This is a genomic window from Halomonas marinisediminis, assembly GCF_004347715.1.
GTDB lineage: Bacteria > Pseudomonadota > Gammaproteobacteria > Pseudomonadales > Halomonadaceae > Halomonas > Halomonas icarae.
Genome location: NZ_SLTR01000039.1, coordinates 1 through 1,636, shown reverse-complemented (window position 1 = coordinate 1,636; position 1,636 = coordinate 1). Strand labels below are relative to the sequence as shown.

At 65.5% G+C, this 1,636-nt stretch carries 1 protein-coding gene; it reads left to right on the top strand.

Translation table 11 applies throughout. The features are described from left to right. The first annotated feature begins 118 nt into the window (after window positions 1-118). The gene (locus E0702_RS15755; RefSeq protein WP_132045554.1) at window positions 119-1,417 is read left to right on the top strand and encodes an IS1380 family transposase; all 1,299 of its coding nucleotides are present in this window, start codon (window positions 119-121) and stop codon (window positions 1,415-1,417) included. The last annotated feature ends 219 nt before the right edge of the window (window positions 1,418-1,636 follow it).

Genomic DNA, 1,636 nt, shown 5'->3' with positions numbered 1-1,636 from the left:
TCCCCATTCCCGGATAGCAGCCATTACATAGCAAGGCCTTGAACGAAAAAGGCGCAGCCTGTTGGGATGTGTGTGAAAACGCTCAAATCCTCACAACACTCACCCAGCAGGTGCGCCAATGTCCAAGGTAACGCCTCAACCCGTTTCCGTCGACATCGACTTCACTGATGCACAGCTTACCGGCCAGGGCGGCCTGGCCTTCCTCGCCCAACTGGCTCGGGAAACCGGCCTGCTGGAGCAGATCGCCCAACGGATTCGCCTCAAGCAGCGCCGGCGTGGCGCCAGTGATGCCGAGATGCTGTGGAGCCTGATCGCCTCGCTCGCCTCGGGTAATGGGGCGCTCTCGGATATCGACGCACTGCGCCAGGATCCGGCCACGGCGCAGCTGCTGGGACTTGGCACGGTGCCGTCGGGCCGCCGCCTCGGTGAATACCTGACGCGCATGGGGGAGGCCCAGCTCGACGCCCTCCAGACCATCGCTCACCACGTGGCGCGACAGGTGGCGCCAACGATCCTGGACCACCAGGTCGAGACGCTGGGCTATGTGCCGGTATTCGTGGATGGCACCGCCATCGAGGTCGATGGCCGGTTGTTCGAAGGCGCCGGCAAGGGCTATGACGGCACCCGCCAATACTGGCTGCATGGTGTCTTCGTCGGCGGGCTCTGGGCCAGTGGCCGCCTGCATCCCGGCGGCGTCGATGTGGCGGTGGGGTGGCGCGAGCAACTGGCGCATGACATCGCGCCGCTGTTAGGCGACCGGCATCCTATCTGGCTGCATGCCGACAACGCCTACTACCGCGGCGACCTGATCCGCTTCTGCCGTGAGCAGGGCTGGGACTACTCCATCAGCGTCACCAACGACGGCTACCGGCGTCCCATCCTCGAGTCGCTGGAGGGGCTACCCGAGTCGGCCTGGACGGACATCGGCGGTGGTGAAACGGCGACGCTGACCTACCACCGCCCGGGGCGCTGGCCGGCGGAGCAGGCCTATGTCGTCGTCCGTCGCTGGAAGGAGGGGCGCCAGAAGGCACTGTTTCCTGTCGACACCATCATCCTGGTGTCTCGGGATGATCTGCCGCTGGCCGAGCTTGTCGCCCGGCACCGCGGCAAGCAGGGCCAGGAAAACGCCTTCAAGGGCCCGCTGATCGACATGGACCTGCATCATCCGCCGTGCCGGTGTTTCCGGGCCAATCAGGCCTTCTACCTGTGTGGGCAGCTCGCCCAGATGCTGCTGCGCGGCATGCAGTACGGCGTGCTGCCGAACGACGCCCGACGGCACGGGCTTCGTCCTCTGATTCGCTACGCCATTCGGGCCGTCGCACGCCTCGTGCATACCGGGCGCCGTTGGCGTCTGGACTTCGCCAAGAACGCCTTTCGGCTCGACTGGCTGCTGCACGCCAGCCTCCAGCTGGAGTAGTCCACAACCGGTCTTGAGCCAGCGGGATCGCGATCCTGGCAGCCAGGATCGCCAGGTCCCTCTGCGCGACTGGCGGCACTGCAGCCAGCAAGGGCGTCGTCAGACGCCAAGACGGCACGGTAATGCTCGCCATCGAGCCCGCTGACGACGACATTCGGGAGATCGACCACCCGATCCCAGTGGTCGAACGGTTCTATCACTGCTATCCGGGGATTAGGA

What these genes read in the sequence shown, in the direction of transcription:
- E0702_RS15755 (WP_132045554.1), top strand. Translation starts at nt 119, where the DNA reads ATGTCCAAGGTAACGCCTCAACCCGTTTCCGTCGACATCGACTTCACT.